The 22,507-nt window shown below is 68.3% G+C and carries 14 protein-coding genes and 1 pseudogene; 8 read left to right on the top strand and 7 right to left on the bottom strand.

Annotation, left to right across the window (positions count from 1 at the left end):
• Positions 1–22 precede the first annotated feature (22 nt).
• From G4Z16_RS01550 to G4Z16_RS01535, 4 genes are all read left to right on the top strand, one after another.
• Positions 23–1,339 carry a flavin monoamine oxidase family protein gene (locus G4Z16_RS01550; RefSeq protein WP_197348792.1) on the top strand — a complete coding sequence of 439 codons (1,317 nt, stop codon included), beginning with the start codon at positions 23–25 and terminating at the stop codon, positions 1,337–1,339.
• 231 nt (positions 1,340–1,570) lie between these two features.
• Entirely contained in the window at positions 1,571–3,511 is a 1,941-nt protein-coding gene (locus G4Z16_RS01545) for a primary-amine oxidase (protein ID WP_197348791.1), read from the top strand.
• Positions 3,504–4,013 (top strand): hypothetical protein, encoded by a 510-nt coding sequence (locus G4Z16_RS01540; protein WP_197348790.1) that lies wholly within the window; start codon positions 3,504–3,506, stop codon positions 4,011–4,013. Before G4Z16_RS01545 ends, G4Z16_RS01540 begins: the two co-directional genes overlap by 8 nt.
• A 33-nt stretch (positions 4,014–4,046) precedes the next feature.
• Positions 4,047–4,634 (top strand): TetR/AcrR family transcriptional regulator, encoded by a 588-nt coding sequence (locus tag G4Z16_RS01535; RefSeq protein WP_197348789.1) that lies wholly within the window; start codon positions 4,047–4,049, stop codon positions 4,632–4,634.
• Positions 4,635–4,708: 74 nt separating this feature from the next.
• On the opposite strand, the gene G4Z16_RS01530 is transcribed toward G4Z16_RS01535, so the two are convergent.
• A complete protein-coding gene (locus G4Z16_RS01530) occupies positions 4,709–6,163 on the bottom strand; it encodes an aldehyde dehydrogenase (RefSeq protein WP_197348788.1) in 1,455 nt (484 codons plus the stop codon).
• A 432-nt stretch (positions 6,164–6,595) separates the two neighbouring features.
• Complete coding sequence (locus G4Z16_RS01525) at positions 6,596–6,841, bottom strand: hypothetical protein (protein ID WP_197348787.1); 246 nt, start codon at positions 6,839–6,841, stop codon at positions 6,596–6,598.
• 140 nt (positions 6,842–6,981) lie between these two features.
• Here G4Z16_RS01525 and G4Z16_RS01520 point away from each other — a divergent pair, with 140 nt between their 5' ends.
• The 3 genes from G4Z16_RS01520 (at position 6,982) to G4Z16_RS01510 (ending at position 13,227) form a co-directional block, all read left to right on the top strand.
• Positions 6,982–8,643, top strand: coding sequence for an amidohydrolase (locus tag G4Z16_RS01520; protein ID WP_197348786.1), 1,662 nt, complete (start codon positions 6,982–6,984; stop codon positions 8,641–8,643).
• Between the two features lie 296 nt (positions 8,644–8,939).
• Entirely contained in the window at positions 8,940–10,310 is a 1,371-nt protein-coding gene (locus G4Z16_RS01515; RefSeq protein ID WP_197348785.1) for an MFS transporter, read from the top strand.
• Between the two features lie 955 nt (positions 10,311–11,265).
• Positions 11,266–13,227 carry an FUSC family protein gene (locus G4Z16_RS01510; RefSeq protein ID WP_246530617.1) on the top strand — a complete coding sequence of 654 codons (1,962 nt, stop codon included), beginning with the start codon at positions 11,266–11,268 and terminating at the stop codon, positions 13,225–13,227.
• Between the two features lie 213 nt (positions 13,228–13,440).
• On the opposite strand, the gene gap is transcribed toward G4Z16_RS01510, so the two are convergent.
• The 5 genes and pseudogenes from gap to G4Z16_RS01490 all read right to left on the bottom strand — a co-directional run bounded on the left by gap (position 13,441) and on the right by G4Z16_RS01490 (position 19,717).
• Entirely contained in the window at positions 13,441–14,439 is a 999-nt protein-coding gene (gene gap / locus G4Z16_RS01505) for a type I glyceraldehyde-3-phosphate dehydrogenase (RefSeq protein ID WP_197348783.1), read from the bottom strand.
• A 107-nt stretch (positions 14,440–14,546) separates the two neighbouring features.
• Positions 14,547–15,503 carry a GlxA family transcriptional regulator gene (locus G4Z16_RS01500; protein WP_197348782.1) on the bottom strand — a complete coding sequence of 319 codons (957 nt, stop codon included), beginning with the start codon at positions 15,501–15,503 and terminating at the stop codon, positions 14,547–14,549.
• Between the two features lie 478 nt (positions 15,504–15,981).
• Positions 15,982–16,728, bottom strand: a complete 747-nt coding sequence (locus tag G4Z16_RS32260; protein ID WP_281393774.1) for an MSCRAMM family protein — start codon at positions 16,726–16,728, stop codon at positions 15,982–15,984.
• A 99-nt stretch (positions 16,729–16,827) separates the two neighbouring features.
• Positions 16,828–19,014, bottom strand: a pseudogene (locus G4Z16_RS01495) (MMPL family transporter); the annotation flags it as partial.
• 112 nt (positions 19,015–19,126) lie between these two features.
• Positions 19,127–19,717: a TetR/AcrR family transcriptional regulator gene (locus tag G4Z16_RS01490; protein ID WP_197348780.1), complete on the bottom strand. Its 591-nt coding sequence runs from the start codon at positions 19,715–19,717 to the stop codon at positions 19,127–19,129.
• A 305-nt stretch (positions 19,718–20,022) separates the two neighbouring features.
• Here G4Z16_RS01490 and G4Z16_RS01485 point away from each other — a divergent pair, with 305 nt between their 5' ends.
• Positions 20,023–22,227, top strand: a complete 2,205-nt coding sequence (locus G4Z16_RS01485) for a SpoIIE family protein phosphatase (RefSeq protein WP_197348779.1) — start codon at positions 20,023–20,025, stop codon at positions 22,225–22,227.
• Positions 22,228–22,507 lie beyond the last annotated feature (280 nt).

The raw sequence follows: 22,507 nt of genomic DNA, 5'->3' as shown, positions 1-22,507 counted from the left end.
GAACGCGAGGAACAAAATCGACATGAGCCGCAACACTGATGTTCTCGTCATCGGCGCCGGCTTTGCCGGCCTCGTCGCAGCACGCGAGCTGACTCGCAGCGGGGTCAAGGTGGTGGTCCTCGAAGGCCGCGACCGCATCGGCGGCCGGACCTGGACCGACAGTCGACTCGGCCAGGAGCTGGAATTGGGCGGCGCCTGGGTGCACCCCCTGCAGCCGCACGTCTGGGCCGAATTGACCCGTTACGGTCTCGGAGTCGTTCCCAGTCCGGATGCCCGGCGATTCCTTGTGGCCGCCCCGGCGGGCATTCTGGAGCTCACCCGCGACACGGCACTCGAGCTCCTCGAACAGGGCCTTGGCGGGCTGGTCGCCGAGGCCAGGGACGCCTTCCCCTATGCCTTCGACCCGCTGTTCGCGCGGGACCTCGTCACCGAACTCGACTTGACCAGCGTCGCCGACCGCCTCAAGATGCTGCGCCTCGGCGAGGACGCTCGCGTGGTCATCGAGGCGTTCTGCGCCACCGGTTTCCAAGCTCGTCCGGAGGAGGTGAGCCTCGCGCACGTCGCGCGCCTGATGGCCCTGGCCCAGTGGGACGCGGCAACCGACTTGGAGGCCGCCGCCACCTTCAAGATCCAGGGTGGGACGCGGGCCCTCGCCGAGGCGATCGCCACGGACGGGACGGCGACAATCGAGCTCGACACCGAAGTCGTGGAGGTGACGTCACACGACGAGGGCGCCACGGCACGCACCGCCACCGGCGAGGTGTACCAGGCCAAGGCCGTGATCGTGACCGTCCCGCTCAACGCACTGCCGGGGATCACCTTCCTGCCCGAGCTGCCCAAGCCCAAACGGGCCGCGGTCGAACAGGGGCAACCCTCTCGCGGTATCAAGCTGTGGGCGCGGATCCGGGGCCCGGTGGAGCCGTTCACCGGCTTCGCCTCCCCGACCGCCTCTCCGCTGTCCGTCGCACAGTATGAGTACGAGGTGGAAGGCGACAGCGTTCTCGTCCTGTTCGGTGACGACGCGACGCGCATAGGGCCGGAGGACCACGAGGCCGTTCAGGCCGCGGTCCGACGCTGGCTCCCGGATGCCGAAGTGATCGCGGTCGACGGTCACGACTGGACCAACGACCGCCTCTCCCGGGGCACCTGGGCCAACCTGCGGCCGGGGCAGCTCACGAGTGTGATCCCCGAACTCCAGCAGCCGGAGGGCCCTGTGCACTTCGCGGGCAGCGACTACGCCACCGCCTGGCTCGGGTACATCGACGGCGCGATCGAGAGCGCGCTGGTCACAGCGGCCCGGATCCGCGCAGACGTGACGGGCCGCCGTACGGCGGATTAGAAGACCGGCGACAGGCTTCCGGGTGGGCTGCTCCACGCGCCGGCCCCGGGATCCGCTTCTTCCCGCGGGCTGCAGATTCACCAACCCGTGCACCCGGTGTCACCTGTCCATGCACGGGATCCCGTGGAACGGCAGAAGGCCCCTGCAAGCGTCTGGACCTGGACCATCGTCGTCCTTTTTCCTCTACGAACGTAGAAAAACGCGCCCCACAGCGCATCCCGGAGGAACGCCATGACCGCAACAGCTCACCCCCTCGACCAACTGACCGGCGACGAGATCATCCGCATCCGCTCGGTGCTGGACCGAGCCGGTCTGCTGCGGGACACCTCACGGTTCGTCTATGTGGGCCTCGAAGAGCCCACAAAGCACGAGTTGCTCACCGCCTCGGAGCGGCCCGCCCTCGACCGCCGGGCCAGGGTGCTCCTGCACGACACCGCCGGTGCCCCGGGCCAGGACGTCGTCGTCTCCCTGACCCGGCAGAACATCGTCAGCAACAGGACCCTGGACCCCGTCGCGGACGGCCAACTCCCCATCCTGGAAGAGGAGATCGCCGCCGTCGAAGAGGTGCTCGCCCAGGACGAGGAGTGGCTCGCCGCCCTGAAGAGCCGCGGTCTCGACGTGGCACAGGTCCGCGTCGCGCCGCTGTCCGCCGGCGTCTACGCCGACGAGTACCCCGAGGAGACAGGCCGCCGGATCCTGCGCGGCCTGGCCTTCGTCCAGGACCACGACCGCGACCATGCCTGGGCCCACCCCGTCGACGGCCTGGTCGCCTACGTCGACATAGCTGCCCGTACGGTCCACCGGATCGTCGACCTCGGTCCCGTCCCGGTCCCGGCCGGGTCCGGCAACTTCGACGACCCCGCGGTCACGGGCCCCGCCCGAACCACCCAGAGGCCCATAGAGATCACCCAACCCGAAGGCCCCAGCTTCGCTCTGGACGGCAACCTCCTCACCTGGGAGAACTGGTCGCTGCGCATCGGCTTCGACGCCCGCGAGGGCCTCGTCCTGCACCAACTGGCCTTCCACAACCGGGACAAGGGCCGCGAGTACCCGATCATCCATCGGGCCTCGATCGCCGAGATGGTCGTGCCCTACGCCGACCCGTCCCCGGTCCGCTCCTGGCAGAACTACTTCGACACCGGCGAATACCTGCTCGGCCGGTCGACCAACGCCCTGGAACTGGGCTGCGACTGTCTCGGCGACATCACTTACCTCGACGCGGTCATTGCCGACGAGTCGGGCCGTCCATGGACCCTGCCCAACGCCATCTGCCTGCACGAAGAGGACTACGGCATCCTCTGGAAGCACAGTGATCTGTGGACGGGCTCGCACGAGACCCGCCGCCAACGCCGCATGGTCCTCTCGTTCTTCACCACCATCGGGAACTACGACTACGGCTTCTACTGGTACCTCTACCTCGACGGCACCATCGAGTTCGAGGCCAAGGCCACCGGCGTCGTCTTCACCTCCGCCCATCCAGGAGGCAACTACCCCTACTCTGCCGAAATCGCCCCAGGCCTCGGCGCTCCTTATCACCAGCATCTGTTCTGCGCCCGCCTCGACATGGCGCTCGACGGCACGACGAACCGGGTCGAGGAAGTCGATGCGGTACGGGTTCCGATGGGCGCCGGCAACCCCCGTGGCAACGCCTTCACATACCGGCACACGCCGCTGACCCGGGAGAGCGAGGCACAGCGCTCCGCCGACATGACTGTCGACCGCGTCTGGCACATCACCAACCCCGCCTCGCTCAACGCGCTCGGCAAACCGGTCGGTTACGTGCTCCACCCGGAGGGCAAGCCGACCCTGCTCGCCGACCCGGGCTCCTCCATCGCCGCCCGCGCCGCCTTCGCCACCAAGCACCTGTGGGTCACCGCCTACGACCCCGCCGAGCGCTACCCGGCCGGCGACTTCGTCAACCAGCACCGGGGCGGTGCCGGACTGCCCGCATACGCGGCGGCCGACCGGGACATCGACGGGCAGTCGCTGGTCGTCTGGCACACCTTCGGCCTCACCCACGCACCCAGGCCGGAGGACTGGCCGGTCATGCCGGTCGACTACACCGGTTTCAAGCTGAAGCCGGTCGGCTTCTTCGACCGCAATCCGACGCTGGACGTCCCCCCGAACTCGCCCGCCTCGCACGGCGGCTGCGACAGCAAATGCCATGAGTGAACTGCTTCCGGCGGCCGGCCTGGCGGGGGCGCTTCTCTGCCTGGCCGGTCATTTGCCCGGGCCGGTGCACCGGTGGGGACCGCAACTGCTGTCAATGGGCGGCATGGCGCTGATGGCCGGCGGCAGGGTGTCTCCCGGCACCTGCGCAGCCGGGGCCGCATGCCTGTGGAGCGTCGTCCGGGCCTGTGCCGCCCGCCGAGGCTGGACCGGGTCGATCGACCTCGCCGCGATGACACTGCTCATGGCCCTCATGAGCGATGGCATCACCTCTGGCGGCTCGCATACGCACGTGGCCGCCGTGGCGGGTGACCCACCGGGCGCGGCGGCCGTGCTGACCGTCATCGTCTGGGTCACCGCCAGAGCAGGTGGGATCATGTTCCGGCGGTTGTCGAGCACTTCATCCACTGCGGAGGCGATTGCTTCGCCGGCACGCAGAGCCCGGGCGTACCGGGAGTCAGGGGCCGCACTCATGATCGTCAGCATGGCGGCCATGCTCGTCTGATCCTCGTACAACGGCGATGAGGAGAATCACCGGATGCCGAAGATCGTCGACCATGACGAACGCCGGCGGCTGATCATCGAGTCGGTCTGGGCGCTGATCAGCCGCCGCGGCCTGGCCGCCGTGACCATGCGGGAGCTGGCGGCCGAGGCCGGCTTCGCCAACGGAGGGCTCGCGCCGTACTTCCGCGACAAGGACGAGATACTGTTGGCCGCATTCCAGTACGCGTGCGCCGCCACCGAACGCCGTCTCGCGCCCGCCATCGCCGAATCCCGCGGGCTGGCCGCCCTGCGTGGCCTCTGTCACGAACTGATGCCGCTGGACGACACCCGGCTGCTCGAAGCGCGGGTCGTGATCGCGTTCTGCGACCGTGCCCTGTACGCCCCGGGCATGTCGTCGGCCTACCAGGCCACGACCGCCCGTTGGCGGACGCTGATGCACAACTGCCTCGCACAGGCCAGGCTCCTCGGCGAGGTGAGGACTTCCGTCCCTGACGAGCGCATCGTCGAGACTCTGGTCGCCGTCGTCCTGGGCTTCCAGGCCAACGCGGTGCTGACACCGGCAGCCACCACGCCCGAACGGCAACTGGAGGTTCTGGAAGGGCTGCTGGATTCATACGTCTGAACGGAAGAACAGACGGATCGTAGGGGCTTCGATCGCGGCGACGGTCGAAGCCCCTTCCTGCCCCGCGGGCTTCGTCAGCAGTAGACCGACTGGATTTGCAGGTACGACTCGAGCCCCTCGGGGCCGAGTTCGGTGCCGAGGCCACTCGCCTTGACACCGCCGAAGGGAGCGACCGGGTCGGGCAGGTAGCGGTTCACCCCGATCGTTCCGGTGCGCACCCGTCGGGCGACGGCCGCGCCTCGTTCGGGATCCGAGGTCCACACGGTTCCGCCGAGGCCGTAGTCCGAGTCGTTGGCGATCCGGACGGCGTCGTCGACATCGTCGTACGGCAGCACGCAGAGCACCGGCCCGAAGATCTCTTCCTGCGCGACGCCGAATCCGCTGCCGACGTCTGCGAAGACCGTGGGCTCGATGAACCAGCCCTTGTCCAGGCCGACGGGGCGTCCGCCGCCGGTGGTGATCCGGCCACCCTCGCTGCGTCCCTTTGCGATGTGACCCTCTACGCGCTCCCGCTGGTGTGCGGTGGTCAACGGCCCGATGAGCGTGTTCTCGTCCATCGCGTCGCCCACGGGCAGGGTGCGGGCGAGTTCGGTGACGAGGTCCACGACCTCCGCGTAGCGGCTTCGCGGTGCCAGGATGCGGGTGCTGAGGAAGCAGGTCTGGCCGTTGTTGGTGAGGGTCGCGCGGATCAAGTCCTCCCCGATCGTCGCCGGGTCCAGTTCGGCATCGTCCAGGATGATGCCCGCGGACTTGCCACCGAGCTCCAGAGTGACCGGGCGCAGCAGGCGCCCGCAGGTCTCGGCGACGACCCGGCCGGCCGGCGTGGAGCCGGTGAAGGCGACCTTGTCCACGCCGGGGTGGGCCACGAGATGTGCGCCTGCCTCCCGGCCACCCGGCACAACGTTGAGTACTCCGGCGGGAACACCCGCTGCCTCTGCCGCCTCGGCGACCAGGAACGAGTCGAACACGGCTTCCGGGGACGGCTTGAGGACCACCGTGCAACCCGCCGCCATCGCGGGTGCGATCTTGAACATGGACAGGACCTGCGGATAGTTCCACGGCACGATCGCCGCGGCGACGCCCACTGGGACGTGGCGCACTTCGATCGAGCCCCCGAGCAGCCCTCCGCGGACCTCGGAGAAGTCCGTCGTGCGAGCCAGCCCGGCGTAATAGCGCAGCACCTCGGTCGGATATCCGGCCTCCAGTTGCCGGGACATGCTGATCGGCATGCCGTTCTGAAGGCTGACGAGCTCGGCGATGCGGCCGGCCCGCGCCTCGATCTCCGTGGCGAAGCGTTCCATCACCTCGGCCCGGCGTCCTGGCTCCCAACCGGACCAGCCGCCGCGCTCGTCGAAGGCCCGGCGCGCCGCGTCGACCGCGGCATCGACGTCCGCCTCGAGCGCCTTGGGCACGCTGCCCAGTGCCACCTCGGTGCTCGGGTTGACGGGAGTGATGACGTGGCCGGTGGAGGCGCCCACCCACTCCCCGCCGATGTAGAAGTGCTCGTAGCGACATTCCTGACGACCCATCAGTACTCTCCTGCGATCCGGTGCACGCTCGGGTTCGGCACTTTGCTCGACCTTCGCCGGGCGCATCGCCCGCCGGGTGCCCTTCGGTGCACGGGCAGCCACCAGGGAATGCATGGGATCCAGGTACCGGTTCCGGCAGATCACGTCACTGGCGGTTTGCCGGCCTGATGTTGCGGTGCGGACGGCCGCCGCAAGCGTGGGGGAGTGTTGACAGGCCCAACCCGGAGCGGTCAGCCCCAGGCCCTCATCATCGTGCCACGGCCTCAACTGCCCACCGCGCTCGCCCAGAACCAGGCCCGGGAGATGGGCGCCGAACTGGCGGGACGGCCGCTCGGTGGGGCCCTGTTTACGGTCAGCCACATGCTGCCCTTCGCGGTGAACTTCCTTTCCTACGCGGTCGGATTCCTCACGAAGCTGTTCGTACGGCCCGGGTCACACGAGCGGCACGGCAAGGAACACCGCGGACTGCGGGCCGAGATCGCCGAGGGCTTCGTGTGGTTGTGGCGACAGCATCTGATGCGGGCGCTGGTCGCCCTGACCGGCGCGGTCGACCCGGTCCTGACCGCCCTGACGCTCGTACTGATCGTGCGGGCCCCAGACGAAGCCGAGCACCAGCACACAGCGCTCACCGGACCCTTTCATCAGGGTGATGGCGGCGGTCGTACTCGGCGATGCCATGCATTTTCTGGTGGCTACCTGTGCACTTTCTGGCGGCCCACGGTCGACGTCGTACGTGAGGGTTGGCGAGGTAGTCCCGCACCCGAGGCCGCCCCAGGCACCGACCAGTCCGCACATCCTGCCTTCCCAAGGGGAAACGCATGACCGTCAAGGCTGACGTCGCCCATCGCAACGCCCGCATCCACACCCTTGATCCTGCCCAGCCACTGGCCTCGGTCCTGCTCGTCGCCGACGGCACCCTCGTCGCGATCGGCGGCGAGGAGTTGCTCGAACAGGTCGAAGGCGCCCCCGAGATCGTCGACCACGGCGGCTCGGTCCTGATGCCCAGCCTGGCCGACGTCCACAACCATCACATGATCGCCGGCCGGGCTGATCTTTACGAGCTGCAACTCGATGCCAGCGCCGATCTCTCCGTGGTTCTCGATGCCATCCAGGACTGGTCAGCCGACCTCGCACCCGACGCCTGGGTCGTCGGCGGTGGCTGGGGCATCAGATTGATCCCGGAACTGTCCGACTTGAAGGCTCTCGCCGCCCTCGACGAGGCCGCGGGAGGGCGCCCCGTGCTACTCCGCGACGACAGCTGCCACAACCGCTGGGTCAGCTCGGCCGCACTTGCGCTCGCCGGCATCGACGCGGCCTTCCCCGATCCCACCGGTGGCACCATCGTCCGCGACCCCGCCACCCGTGCACCGGTCGGCTTGCTCTTCGAGTCCGCTGTCATTCCCCTCGAGCACGCCTACATCGCCTCGGCCCCCACCACCGTGGAGCAAGACGCTGCGGCATGCCGACGGGGCATCGAGATCCTGCACACGTTCGGGGTCACCGCTTTCCAGGACGCTGCCGCCTCCGCCCAGATGCTGGCGGCGCTCAAGCATCTCGACGACACCGGCCGACTCGACGCTTGGGTCGTGACCTCACTTCAGATCAACGACCATGTCCTCGGTACCACCCCGATCGGGCAAGAACTGATCGACCGACGTGAGACCTACCGCAGTCCCCACCACAGACCCGACTTCGTCAAGATCTTCCTCGATGGCGTCCCGCCCGCAAGGACCGCGTCGTTCCTCGAGTCCTACCTGCCCGACGACGTGCACGGCGGCGGATGGCGCGGCAACACCATGATGAGCCTGGCAGATCTCACCGGATGGCTCCTGCGCGTCGCCGAACAGGGGCTCTCTGCGAAGATCCACAGCACCGGCGACGGAGCGGTACGCATGAGCCTGGACGCCATCGCAGCTGTCCGTGCGGCAGGGCACGCCGAGCCCCGGTTCCAGATCGCTCACGGCCAGTACATCGCCGAGGAGGACCAGCCCCGCCTCGCCGAACTCGACGTCATCGCGGACATATCACCGCCGCTGTGGTACCCCGGCCCGATCCACCAGGCTCTCTGCAACTGCCTCCCTCGTGATCGCGCCGAGCGGCTCCATCCCAACCGGAATCTCCTCGACGCCGGTGTCCTCGTCGCCGGTGGCTCGGACTGGCCGGTCGTGCCCGCCCCGAACCCATGGCACGGCATACAGGGCTTGGTGACCCGCGCCGACCCGACCGGGACCTTCCCGGGGCACGTGTGGCCGGAACAGGCGATCACCCTCCACGAGGCCGTATACGCATACACCCTCGGCGCAGCCCGGGCGATGGGCACCGACGACGTCACGGGTTCGCTCGAAACAGGTAAGTCCGCGGAATTCATCGTCCTCGACCGAGATCCGTTCACCGTCCCCGTCGACCAGGTGGGCCGCACCACTGTGATGCAAACCTGGTTCGCTGGACGCAAGGTCTACGATCGCCTGCCTGCCGCTTGATCGTTCATCGCAGCAACCGGCCTGGCCCCCGAGTATCTACAGCAAGGACCTGCTCCGGACCGGCCCGCAGGGGCACTGCAAGTGCGCATTCCCAGTGCACTGCCCTCGAAGTCCTTGCGCCATAGGAGATTCCTTCAACCGCGCAGGACGACCCCCTCGCCGTCAGGCCGGATTGCGTTCTCTGCGTCGTTCTCTGCGTCGTGTGGGGCGTAGGTACCGGAGGGAAATCCTGCTCAGGTCAGCCCCTGACTGAGGGCTTTCTCTTTCACTGACGACAATTCGATAAGGACCCGTCCATGACCACGAACGACCCAACTTCCGCCCGGCTTACCAGCAGGGGCCGCCTCGCCTTCGCCAGCGGTGTCGGCTCCGCCGTCGAATTCTACGACTTCGCGATCTACGGAACGGCCACCGCGCTCGTCTTCACTGACACGTTCTTCCGCACCGACAACGCATGGTTGAGCACCTTTATGGGTCTTGCCACGTTCGGCATAGGATTTCTCATGGGACCGATCGGTGCGGTGCTCTTTGGCTGGGTGGGGGACCGCTACGGTCGGCGGCGCGCGCTGATGCTCACCTTCTTGGGAATGGGAGCAGCCACGGTGCTGATGGGGCTCCTGCCGACGTACGCACTGATCGGCGTCGCGGCTCCGGTCCTGCTCGTGATACTCCGGCTCATCCACGGACTCACTGCGGCAGGTGAGATCGGAGGTGCGGCGGTGTTGGCGATCGAGCACGCCCCTGCGGAAAAGCGTGCGCGGTACGGCGTATTCGTTGCGCTCGGCGCTCCCGTCGGTACGATCCTGGCGAATATCGCGTTCGCACTCGTGCTCTTGGCGCCCGCCGAGAGCGTCCAGAACTGGGTCTGGCGGTTGCCTTTCCTGTTCGGTGGAGTCGTGCTGCTGATCGGCCTCTGGCTTCGGAAGGGCGTGGCAGAGAGCCCGGTGTTCCAGGAGATGATGCGCGAAAAGAAGGGCCTGCTTCAGAAGCAGGCCCCACTGTTGCAAGTCTTCCGTGTCAATTGGCGTCGGGTACTCCTCGGCGCAGGCGTGAGCATCGGGATCAACTCCATGGCGTTCGTCATGTCCATCTACATGCTTTCGTACGCCACCGCGCCTGCGCCCGAGGGTCTCAGTCTGCCTCGCCAGCCGATCGTCATCGGGAGCATCGCCGCGCTGCTGTTGCACGCCGCGGCGAACGTCCTCTCCGCATTCCTGTCCGACCGGATCGGTCGCCGCCCGGTGATGATCGGTGGCGCGGTGGCCTCGATCGCCGCCGCGCTGTTCATCTTCCACCTCGCCGCGCACGGCACGCTGGCCTCCGTGAACGCCGCGATGGCGATCGGCTTCGCCGCAACCGGTCTGCTGTTCGGCCCGTTGTACACCTACTTCACCGAACTCTTCCCACCCGAGCAGCGACAGACGGGCCTGGGCGTCGCATTCCACGCCGGCGCGGTGCTCGGTGGGGGCATGGCACCCATGATCGCCAACCGGATCGTGGCCACCACCGGCCAGGCGGCGAATATCGGTTACTACCTCGCCGGGGTTCTCCTCGTTTCGCTGGTGTGCCTGATCGTTCTGCCGGAAACGGCACCTGCGCGGACGCGCCGGACATCGACCGGACCTTCGGCGTCGGTCACCTCGATCGACGGAGCGCCCAGGGTATGACCGGTTGGCGATCGGTACTGGACGGATTTCGCTCGCCTGGACAGAACGGGGTAAAGAGAGCAGGGCATTCGAAATCCGTTCATAAGCCTCCTGATGGGTGCAGCGGTCGTCGACCTCGAAGAACTCACCGACCACCTTGAACACCGCGACGCGGACCTCCAGTTACATGACGGCCCGTCAGGCGCGAGGCCAGGTGTGCGGTGCACGCTCAGGTAGCGGTTTCCGACACCAGGGCGGCCCCGTGTCCTCCGCCTGCCCGCCACCGGCCCCGGAGTAGCGAGGTCACGATCGCCAGCGACTTCATGGCGCACTCGTACCCCTCTGCCATACGCGAAAGTTACGGCGCGAAGAGCAGTCGAGGGCGAATCGTGACGGTCGTGACATCGATGGTTATCTGCACAGGGGGGCGGCGGGGCGGCGCCAGCGGCCTGAAATCAGCTCCAATTCTTCGGACGACGAAGGCTTCTGCCGGTGGCCGGGTCGGCCGCGGCAACTGGTACGTGACTGCGCGAGGCGTCCGCGGCCGATAGTGAAGGAATCCGGGAGGAGCCGAGAGTGCTCAGTGCGACTACGGGGCGTGTCGGTGCCACTGGTGAAGAGTCGCTGTCGGAAACAAACGGTATTCGGGGTCTCGGTACGGGTCTCCGCCACCGCCCCGAGTGTCGGTGCGGGAACGAGCAGGGGTGGACATGTGCGCGCAATGCGTCGGCAGCCAGGATGACAAATCGTTCGGTTAGCGTCGGATATCCGCGGTCATCGTCGCCCGTCCCCGTCCTGTCGCTCCTTGCTGACCGGTCGCACGAGGAGGCCCGTGTCCGTTCCGCGATTCCCTTACGCCCTGCGCCATTCCTTCGATCCCGCTCGCAGGGGCCCGCGTTCCGTGCCGACTTGGCTCATTCACCCTCTGGTTTGGCGTTCTGCCCCCGTCCCGTGGATGGCCATGCTTCGCGGTGCCTTGAGCGCAGGACCACTGCTGGCGCTGGGAGTGATCACGGAACACGTTGGTCAAGCAGTCGCGGCCGGAATCGCCGCGATGCTCGCCGGCGTCAACGACCGGCCCGGCACACGCCGAACCGGCGTCGTGCATATAGGACTGCCGGCGATGGCCGGTGCTCTTGGAATGCTGTGCGGCGGTCTGCTCGCGGAGGCGGGGAGCCACTGGGGTGCTGTGCCCGCGCTCTTCGTCGTGGGCCTGTTCTCCGGCGCGCTCAGTGTGGCCGGCCCTGTGTGGTCCGCGGCAGCCATGCAGTTGCTGGTCGCCACGGCGATCGGCGCGGGGATGCCGCTGCCTGGCCCGGCATGGCTCAATGCGGGATGCTTCCTGGGCGGCGCGGCCTGGCTTCTGTTGCTCCGGCTCCTCGTCCGCAACCCGTGGCTGCGGCAGGCGACGCCCGGTGGCGGCGAACGGGAAGCCGTCGCCGGGGTGTTCGACGCACTCGCTGATGCTCTGCACGCTCTCGGAGGGCCGGAAGCGGAAGCTGCCCGTCGCCGACTGACCGCCGCGCAGCAGCACGCGGATGAGGCACTGCGGCTGATGCGGGCGCTGTCCTGGCCGGTACGGCTCACCGGTCGGGATTCAACTCGGGCTCAGGTCCTCATTGAACGCCTCGGTGCTGCGACCGCGCTGTGCGAAGCGAGCATCGCGCTGCTGTGGGAGGGCAGGCCGGTGGCCAGTCGTGTGGCTGACGGGCCCCGTCGGCTTGCCGCGGCGGTCCGTGCTCAGACGGCACCCGGCGCGCTGGCGAGCCCGCTCGCCGATACGGCCCAGCGCGATGCCTTCGACCGTGCAGTGCTGGAGGCGGCGGTGACGTTCGACCGTACGACGCCGGGCCGAACCCCTCTTGAGTACGGGGCCGGGCCGTCCCCGGCGGGCGACTGGTCCGGGCTCGTCCGCCGCTCCCGGCGCGCGGTGGACCTCCTGTCCGGCCGAAGCACGCGCTCTGCGCCCGCCCGTCGATGGCGGGACGTCTTCGGGCCCGTCGGGCGGGAGTACGGGCTGCGCGTGGCCCTCTGCGTCGCGGTCAGCGCCACCGTCGCACTGGCACTCCACCAAACCCACTGGTACTGGCTGCCCGCGACGGCCGCCTTCCTGGTGAAGCCCGACATGGGCCCGCTCTTCTCCCGAGTGGTGAACCGCATCGCCGGCACGGCCACAGGCGTCCTGGTCTTCACGCTGACCACGGCAGGACTGTCTGGCGCGTGGTGGCCGGTCGCGGTGGCCGCGGCCGGTGGAACGCTGATCCCGGTGGCGGTCCGCAACTTCGGATTTCAGACGGCGGTGGTCACCATGCTGGTCCTGTCGTTCGTGCACTCGTTGGGGGACAGCGAGGCGGCAGCTGCCCGACTGGTGGACACGGCGCTTGCCTGCGCGATCGTGCTCTTCGTCGGCCACCTTCCGCACCTCGCGAATCCACGGCTGCGGGTAGGCCACCGCTTGGCTGTCGCGCTGCGTTGCACGGAAAGGTATCTGTGCCATGTGCTCGACGGATCAACTACCACGGGCAGCAGCCCCGTTGTCTCATCCGCGAACAGGGATCCCGCCGACGAGGGCAATCGGCTGCGGAACGCCGCATACAGGGCGCTCGCCGAGGCCCGCATCGCCGCGGAGACGGCCGCAGCTGAACTTCTCCGACCGCAGCATGGGCAAGGACACGACTGGCTTGCCGTGATGGCACGGGCAGAACGGATCGCTGATGCCGCCACCGCGTGCGCGGTGCGCCTCGAGCGCGGTGTGCCACGCCCATCCAGGGCCGAGGCACAAAAGGTGACCACTGCGCTCGCGGCCATGGCCGATGCGCTGTCGGACGGCCGCGACAGCCCAGTACTCACACTGCCCCAGGCGCCACGGGGGTGCCATTCGCTGCGCGAGGTCATTACGCAGCTGCAAGGCATCAACGAGCTGACAACGGCAGCCTGACAGCGTGTTGGCCTCCTCATCGACTTCTTCACAATGCAGAGCTCCTGCAGTTCCACGGCTGCCTCTTGCCCGGTGCCCAGCGTCGTCCATGGCATCAGATGGATCGACGGCAAAATCCGAAATTGGATTCGAGGCGGGACGTCAACCAGAGCGCACAAAGGAAGTGCTGACCGGTGGGGTCGCCGGAGAACGGGGCACCACCCCGGCGTGCGATCAGCGGGTGGCGAGGAACTCAAGCGTGTCGATCACGCGGTTCGAGAAGCCCCACTCGTTGTCGTACCAGGCGACCACCTTGACGTGGCGGCCGTCGACGCGGGTGAGGGCCGAGTCAAAGATCGATGAGGCGGGATTGCCCGTGATGTCTGACGAGACGAGCGGGTCGTCCGAGTACTCGAGGACGCCGGCGAGCGGCCCCTCCGCTGCGGCGCGGTACGCCGCCAGCACGTCGTCGCGCGTCACGTCACGGGCGACGGTCGTGTTGAGTTCGACGATCGAGCCCACCGGGACCGGTACGCGGATCGAGTCACCCGACAGCTTGCCGTCGAGGTTCGGCAGCACCAGGCCGATCGCCTTGGCGGCGCCGGTCGTGGTCGGCACGATGTTGACGCCGGCGGCTCGGGCGCGACGGGCGTCGCGGTGCGGACCGTCCTGCAGGTTCTGCTCCTGCGTGTAGGCGTGCACCGTCGTCATGAACCCGTGCTCGATACCGGCGAGTTCGTCGAGGACCGCTGCCAGCGGCGCGAGCGCGTTGGTGGTGCAGGAGGCGTTCGAGACGATCGTGTGCACGCCTGGGTCGTAGGTGTCGGTGTTGACCCCGAACGCGAGCGTGACGTCGGCGCCGTCCGACGGCGCACTGACGAGTACCTTCTTCGTGCCCGCGTCGAGGTGGGCCCGGGCGGCCTTGGCCGAGGTGAAGCGGCCGGTGGCTTCCAGGACAATGTCGACGCCGAGTTCGGCCCACGGCAGCTGCGCCGGTTCGAGCTCGGCCAGCACCGTGATCCGACGGCCGTCAACGACGAGGGCTTCCCCGTCGACTGTCACTGGGCGCCCGAGCCTGCCCGCCGTGCTGTCGTAGGCGAGCAACCGGGCGAGAGTGGCGGGCTCGGTCAGGTCGTTGACGGCGACGATTTCGAGGTCGCTGTCGCGCTCCAGCAGTGCGCGCAGCGCATGGCGTCCGATGCGGCCGAATCCGTTGATGGCGATGCGAGTCATGAGTGATGTCCCTTCCCTTCCACGCCAGGCTCGCCCGCGGCCAGCGCCGCTGACAGTGGCGGGATCGCCACGGTTCAAAAGGATCCCGCCACGCGGTGCCGGGCGGGCTACTCGCCCCGGGTGAACGTGCGCCGGTACTCGCTCGGTGTGGTGCCGAGGATGCGCTGGAAGTGCAGGCGCAGGTTCGCGCCGGTGCCGAGCCCGATGTCGGCGGCGATCTGTTCGACGCTGCGCTGCGAGCGCTCGAGCAGTTCGCGGGCCAGGTCGATACGGGCGCGCATCACCCACTGCATCGGCGTGTAGCCGGTCTCCTCGACGAAGCGCCGGGAGAACGTGCGCGGCGAGACCCCCGCCTGCCGCGCCAGTAAGTCGAGGGTGAGGGGCTCGCCGAGCCGGTGCAGCGCCCACTCTCGGGTAGCGCCGAACCGCTCGCCGAGCGGGTCTGGGACGCTGCGCGGCACGTACTGGGCCTGGCCGCCGCTGCGGTAGGGGGCCGCAACCAGACGCCGGGCCGCGTGGTTGGATGCGGCCACTCCGAGGTCCCCGCGCAGGATGTGCAGGCACAGGTCGATGCCGGAGGCGGCGCCGGCCGAGGTGAGCACGCTGCCCTCGTCGACGAACAGCACGTTCTCGTAGACCTGGACGAGCGGATACCTGGCCACGAGTGCCCGCGTGTAATGCCAGTGCGTCGTGGCGCGCCTGCTGTCGAGCAGGCCTGTGGCGGCGAGAGCGAATGCGCCTGTCGAGATGGCGGCGAGCCGCGCGCCCCGGTCGTGGGCGGCGATCAGTGCCTCGAGGACGGCCTGCGGTGGGTCGTCGCGGTCCGGGAACCGGTAGCCGGGGACGAACACGATGTCGGCCCACGCAAGCGCGTCGAGGCCGTGGGCGACGTAGTACGCGAGGCCGTCGCCGCCGGCCACGAGACCGGGTGTCGCCCCGCACACCCGCACCTCGTACGGCATGCTCGCGCGGGTGGTGAAAACCTGCGCGGGAATTCCGACATCGAGCGGCTTCGCACCCTCGAGCACAAGGACGGCGACGCGACGCAGGCGGGGTGCAGGCACAGGGAGAGGTTACGTGGGGCGTGACTTCGATACGCCCGCTGCGCGGACCCGGGCAAACGACACATCGGCCGGGCTGTCTCCCACGTCGTAGTCCACCGCGTGGGCCTCTCGAAAGTCGAGTCTGTGGCCGCCATCAGACTGCCCCCCCTGCCAGGGCGAAGCATCGAGCACGCCGAGCACGGCGCTCGTCGGTGGCGGCCTGGGCCAGCCTCCGGTCAGAGTGTTGTAGCGCCGTGCTGGGCGGCCGGATGGGGCTCAGTCTCCTGTCGGGCGGTGATCCGGCCTCGCAAGTCTTTCATCCCCCATGCTGGGTCGTCTTCGCTGAAAGCGAGCAACGCCTCCAGCACGTCAAGAGCCGTATGTGTCAGACGAATTGACATCCCGTCAGGCGGAACCCGAGCCCGAGAGATGAGTTCCCCTACCGATTGCACACTGCGCAAAGCCCGCGGCCCGGGAGTCTAATCCAGCGTCTTGACCACTAGTTCCGAGGATGGCGGAGCCAGAGGTCGTGGCCCTGTTTGCCCGTGCCGGACACCGCGACAGCCTCTGCGACCGGTGGGTAGCTGCTGGCGACGAGGGTGTACTCGCCGTCGATCAGGTCGGCGAAGTCGTACTCCCCGTCTGGGCCCGTGGTCGCGGCGCAGACCATGTTGCCGGCGGCGTCCAGCAGCGTGACCTGGGCGTCGGCGAGCGGGCGGCCCTCATTGACCCGCACGGTGCCGCTGATCCTGGCGCGAAGCTGCAGTTCGACGTCACACCAGGTGTGGCCGCCGGCGACCTCGACCGATTCGGCGGCGGGACGGAACGCGGGAGCGCTGAACGCGAGGGTGTAGTGCCCTGCGGTGAGCGCCGTGAAGGCGTACCCTCCTTCGGCGTCGGTCTTGGCGGTGGCAATCACCTTGCCGCGGGTATCGGTGGCCACGATCACGGCGTCGCCGACCGGGAGGCCGTTGGTGCCGCGTACCGTGCCGGTCAGTCCGCAGGAGCCGCTGAGCATCAGGTCGAAGTCGACCGGCCCGTCGCCAACCACCAGGCTGGCGGCCTGCGGGTCGTGGTGATCGGCGGCGGCGATCAGCACGTAACTGCCGCTCCCCGGCACCGGCAGCATGTACCGGCCGTCGGCCTCAGTGGTTGTTCTGACGAGCTGGTGCCCGCCGCCGTCGATCAGGGTCAGCGTCGCGGATGTCACTGGTGCACTGTCAGCATTCTGGACGAGGCCGCGGATCTCGCTGACGCCTTGGTGGTTTACGGCGAGGGGCAGGCCCGGTGCCTTCTCGGCGTTCGGCGCCCTGGTCTCGGCCGGATGTGGCGCGCGCCCGTTCGGATCGCCGTCCGCGGGCGTCTCGCGCAGCCCCTCGCCCTCGACATCGACGTTCGGCAGAGCACGGCCGAGCCACTTGGGCAGCCACCAGGCAGCCCTCCCGAGTAGCGCCAGGGTCGCCGGGACGATGGCCATGCGCACGATGAACGCGTCGAAGAACACGGCGACGGCGAGCCCGAAGCCGATCATCTTCACCATCGACTCGCTCGACCCTATGAAGCCCGAGAACACCGCGATCATGATGACGGCTGCGGCAGCGACCACGCGGGCCCCGTGCCGGAAACCGGTGACGACGGCCTCACGGGGCGGTTCCCCGTGGATGTACGCCTCGCGCATCCGCGTCACAAGGAAGACCTCATAGTCCATCGCAAGGCCGAAGACGACACCCACCATGAAGATCGGCATCATCGACATGATGGGACCGGTCTCCTCCACCGCCATCACATCGGCGAGCCAGCCCCACTGGAAGACAGCGACGACGGCGCCGAACGCGGCGAGCACGGAGAGCAGGAAGCCGAGCGCGGCCTTGAGCGGCACCAGGATCGAGCGGAAGACGACGATCAGGAGCAGGAAGGCGAGGCCGACGACGAGCGCCAGGTAGGGCAGCAGCGCATCGTTGAGTTTCTGCGAGACGTCGATGTTCATCGCGGTGCTGCCGGTGACCAGCACCTCCCCGCCGGTGTCGGCCTTGATGGCGCCGCCCGCGTCGCGGACGGCCTGTGTCAGGTCCTCCGTCTCGGTGGAGGAAGGCTTGGAGTCGGGCACCACCGTGATCATCGCGGTGTCGCCGGCCTTGTTGTACGTCGCCGGGGTCACGGTGACCACGTTGTCGAGGCTCTTGACGGACCGGGTCACCTCTCCGACAGCGGCTTTCGGGTTGTCGGCGGACTTCGCGTCGACGACGACCATCAGCGGACCGTTGAAGCCGGGCCCGAATCCTTCGGACAGCAGGTCGTAAGCCTTGCGCTGCGTGGTGGACGTCGGCTGCGAGCCGTCGTCGGGCAGGCCCAGTTCCAGCGAGACGGCCGGGACCGCGGTCGCACCGAGGCTCACGACGCCGAGCAGCAGCAGGGAGACGGGGTGGCGGACGACGAAACGGGCCCAGCGGGTCCCCATGTTCGGCTTCCCCGTGGCACTCGCGGCCTTCTTGCGCCCTCCGCCCAGCAGCCTGCTCTTCTTGCCGGCCGGCTGCACCTTCCGGCCCGCGAAGCCGAGCAACGCCGGGATCATGGTGAGTGCAATGAGGACGGCGATGACGACTGTGCCGGCGGCCGCGATGCCCATCTTGGTGAGCATGGGGATGTTGACGACGGCAAGGCCCACCAGCGCGATGACGACGGTGAGACCGGCGAAGACGACGGCAGAACCGGCGGTGCCAACGGCCCGGCCGGCCGCGTCCTCGCGTTCTCGGCCCTCGGCGAGCTCGGCACGGTAGCGGGAGGCGATGAACAGGGCATAGTCGATGCCGACCGCGAGGCCGATCATCATCGCCAGCGTCGAGGTGGTGGAGCCCAGGTCCAGCCTGCTGGCCAGCACGGTGATCGTGGAGATGCCTGTGCCCACCCCGATCAGCGCGGTGAGGAGCGGAAGCCCGGCCGCGATCAGCGAACCGAAGGTGATCACGAGGACGACCGCGGCGACGGAGACGCCAATGACCTCGGTGGCGCCGGTCTTGGGCACCGCCTGGAGAGCGTCACCGCCTACCTCCACCGTCAGCCCGGAGTCCCGCGCGTCCTGCGCGGCCTCCTTGAGGGCGTCCCTGGAGGAGTCCTCCAGCTCCATGCCCGAGACCTTGTACGAGACCTGCGCGTAGGCGACCGAGCCGCCCCGGCTCACGGCTTTGCTCCGGAACGGGTCGCTGACGGCGGCCACTTGGGAGTCGTCACCGAGTTCCTTGACGGTGTTCCCGACGACAGCCTTGTGGGCCGCATCCGTCATCTTCTCGCCGCCGGGTGCCTTGAAGACGACGCGTGCGGTCGCGCCGTCGGCACTGGAGCCGGGGAAACGCTGGTCCAGCAAGTCGAAGGCCTTCTGCGCCTCGGTGCCGGGGATCGAGAAGGAAGTGGAACCGGCCGCGGGCGCCTGTGCTGCGCCCACGCCCGCCAGCGCCAGCAGCGCCACCCAGAACAGGGCGACGAAGTGCCGTCGCCGGAAGGCGAATCGGCCGAGTTTGTATAGGAATGTGGCCACGAGGACGTACTCCTGGTCCAGCTCGTTGGGTCTATAAGGCAGGGGGCATGGACCCGACGGCGTGAGCGGCCGCGCGTCAGGTGAAAACGGGCAGGGGTGGGGAGTCCCCGGGTCAGGCGCCGAGTGCGGGGAGGACCACGGCGTCGATGTAGGAGATCAGAAAGGCTTGTGTGGGCGGCTGGGCATCGATCATGGTTCGGGCCGCGAACGCGCCGACCATCATGTGCAGGACATAGTCCAGGGCGGGGTTGTTCGGACGGATCTCACCCCGGTCGACCGCGCGCTGCAGCACCCCGCGGAGGTCTTCCAGCTCCGGCTCGATGAACAGTTCACGGAATGCCTGCAACAGGTCGGGATTCGCGTGCACCGCCATGGACAGTCCCCGCATCAGCGCGGAGTCGGCTTCCATCTGGCTGTCGCCTTGACACACGGCCAGCGCGTGCAGGTCGCCTCGAAGGGACCCGGTGTCGATGTCGGCGAGATGCAGCGGCTTCTGGTGTCGCAATGCCCTGACGACCAGCTCGGCCTTGCCGCCCCACTGGCGGTAGAGGGTGGCTTTGCTGGATCGGGTGCGGGCGGCGACGGCGTCCATGGTGAGGGCGTCGTAACCGACTTCCCGGAGCAGGTCGAGTACGGCCGAGTACAGCTCGCCCTCGCGCTCGGGTGTGATCCGGCTTCGGCGCACCGTTGCTGCTTCAGCCATGATCGACACTCCCCTTCGAACGAAACGGTTTCGTACACCCGGGACTGTAGCGCAAGCTCCGCTCGAAACGAAACCGTCTCGTACCGAGGTGCGGCCGGGTTTCCTGAGGCGCCGCCGGGGGCACCCCCGTCGGACCGCATCGGCTCCGAATCAAGGGCGCAGCGTCGGTGCCCTCGGGAACACCGATCGGAGCTACTCGGTTGGCGATGGCTGGAGTCCCCCGTGGGGTGCGATGCTGGATTCATGGCCGGCGTCCTTGAGCGGCACCGGGACTGGAAAACCGCCTCTCACAGGGAGGCAGCACGATGAGCCCCTCCGACAGCAGCGCCGGGCAGAGCCGCTGGAGCCTTCCGCTCGACCTGACGGGTGCCGACGCCGGTGGAAAGCCGTGGCGGGAGATCGACTGGTCGATGGCCGGGCAGTTCCTCAACCGCTTCCCCGTGGGCATCGCGGTGATGAGCCCCGACCTCAGGTACCTGTGGATCAACGACGCCCTGGAACGCATCGGTGGGGTCCCCCGTGCGGAACGGCTGGGGAAGCGGCTCAGCGACGTACTGCCAGGGTTGGACACGGAGCCGATCGAGGGCCGGATGCGGAAGGTGCTCGAGACGGGACGGGCCGTGACCGATTACGAGTACCGGGGCCGGACCCAGGCCGACCCGGACCGCGAGCACGCCTATTCGACCTCGTTCTTCCGTCTCGATGACGACTCAGGCCGGGCACTGGGCGTCTGCTACATGGTCTTGGACGTCACTGACCGCTGGCGAGCCCGGGAACGGCTCGCCCTCCTGAATGAGGCCGGAGCGCGAATCGGCAGCACTCTGGACGTGACGCGCACCGCCCAGGACATGGCCGATATCTGCGTGCCGTGGCTGGCCGACTTCACCGTCGTGGACCTACTGAGCCCAGTACTGAGAGGTGAGGCTCCGAGCCCCGGTACCCCCCTCGGTACTCGACTGCTGCACCGCTCGGGCCGGGCGACAGTGGCCGAGGACCGCCACAAGGCAAGAGGGGAAGTCGGAGAGACCGTCGAGTTTCCACCGTTCTCACCGGGCGCACGCTCCCTGGCCGATGGCACCTCCTACTTCTGTCCCGTCCTGGAGGACGAGCACAATGACGCCGTCGCAGCCGAGCCCCCCGGCGCCGGGACGGGCGCCGGCCTTGGCGCTTGCTCCTTGATGCTGGTCCCGGTCGGCACGCGCGAAACCACTCTCGGTGTCGCCACGTTCATTCGCTGGCGCCCTCACGACCCCTTCGAGCGGGACGACCTGCTCCTTGCCGAAGAGATCGCCGCCCGGGCCGCCGTCTACATCGAAAACGCCAGTCAGTACGCCCGGGAGCACAGCACGGCGCTCGCCCTCCAGCAGGAGCTGCTTCCTCACATGCTGGCCACCCACCCAACCCTGGAGTTCGCGTCGCGCTACCTTCCCGCTGACGCCGGCGCCGGGGTGGGCGGCGACTGGTTCGACGTGATCCCGCTGTCGGGGGCGCGAGTCGCACTCGTGGTCGGGGACGTGGTCGGGCACGGGATCAATGCCGCCGTCTCCATGGGCCGTATCCGCACTGCGGTGCGCACGCTGGCAGACATGGATCTCCCTCCCGAGGAACTCCTGGCTCACCTGGATGACTTGTTGCTCAAGTTCCTGAGGGAGGAGCCCGCGAGGGAGAAGAGCCGGAGCCAAGCAGCCTCAGTGCTCGGGGCGAGCTGCCTCTATCTCGTCTACGATCCGGTGCTTCGCACATGCGCCATGGCCCGATCCGGCCACCCGCCACCCGGAATCGTCACCCCGGACGGGTCGGTGACCTTCCCCGACCTGCCCCCAGGGCCCCCGCTCGGCCTGGGCGGATTGCCATTCGAGTCCGCCGAATTCGAACTCGCGGATGGGAGCGTCCTCGCCCTTTACACCGACGGCCTCATCGAAAGCCGTGACCGGGACGTGGACTCGGGGCTGGCGCGGCTGCGCACCGCCCTGTCAAGTCCCGGTCTTCCGCTGGAAGAACAGTGCACAGCCGTCCTGGACTCTGTGCTCGCCGACCGCGGTCCCGAGGACGATGTCGCGCTCCTTCTCGCGCGCACCCACGCTCTCGCCGCGGACCAGGTGGCGACCTGGGACCTTCCCGCCGACCCGGCGGTCGTGACCCACGCCCGCGCACTGGCCAGCCACTGCCTCGACCAGTGGGACCTGAGCGATGCGGCCTTCAACGTCGAACTGATCGTCAGCGAGCTGGTCACCAACGCAATCCGGCACGCCTCCGGACCGCTCCGGCTGAGACTGATCCGGCACACCGCACTGATCTGCGAGGTTTACGACGCGAGCAGCACATCGCCGCGACTGCACCACGCGCGCACCACTGACGAGGGAGGACGCGGTCTGTTCCTGGTGGCGCAGATCGCCGAGCGCTGGGGCACCCGCTACACCGGCGAGGGAAAGATCATCTGGGCCGAATACGACCTCCCGACCGCCGACGGAAGTGACCGCACTCCCGGGGGACCTGTACAACCGAGCTGATCACATCCCGCCACCCACTACGCCCGTCGATCCGGAATCATGACCGGCCGAGATCCTCGGGAACTGAATGTGCCCCCCTCCAGACAAGTTGAGGTGCACCCCCAACCGCTGTACAAGCCACTCGGGCACTGACCAACGGGTAGTTTGCATGACGAGGTGAGCTGTGACCCTGCAGCTTGGGACAGAGCCTCAAGCGTGGTAGCCGACGGCAAAGAGGTCACGGCAAGCAGACCTCAGACCGTCTTCAGTCTCCCAGTGAGCGCTCGAAGGCCTCAGCATG

It is taken from the genome of Streptomyces bathyalis (assembly GCF_015910445.1).
Lineage (GTDB): Bacteria > Actinomycetota > Actinomycetes > Streptomycetales > Streptomycetaceae > Streptomyces > Streptomyces bathyalis.
This window is presented reverse-complemented; position numbering and strand designations above follow the sequence as displayed.